At 35.1% G+C, this 350-nt stretch carries 1 protein-coding gene; it reads right to left on the reverse strand.

Translation table 11 applies throughout. From position 1 onward, the window contains the following. Nucleotides 1-350, reverse strand: a 350-nt coding sequence (locus SB658_RS22505; protein WP_410602442.1) for a lyase family protein, incomplete at both ends; no start/stop codon positions are given.

Genomic DNA, 350 nt, shown 5'->3' on the forward strand with positions numbered 1-350 from the left:
GTATCATAAATCGCTAACGTATAATGACCAAATGTTGTTGGCTGCGCTGGTTGTGTATGTGTATAAGCTGGCATAATCGTTTCTTTATGATCAGCAGCAAGTTGTAGTATACTTTCTTGCAATAACAAATGATGCTCCATTAATCGTAATACATATCGTCTTAAACTCATGCGATACATCGTTACACCCATATCATTTCTACTTCTACCAATATGCATATTACTTACAAAATCGCTTTTCGCTTCTTGAGAAATTAAATGTTCCACTAAAAAAAAGAGATCTTCATGCTGCTCTGTATAGAGCAATTGCTCTTCTGGAATTCCCTCTACCTTTTTTAATGCGTGTAGTAT

It is taken from the genome of Bacillus sp. SIMBA_008 (assembly GCF_046535495.1).
GTDB classification, from domain to species: domain Bacteria; phylum Bacillota; class Bacilli; order Bacillales; family Bacillaceae; genus Bacillus; species Bacillus subtilis.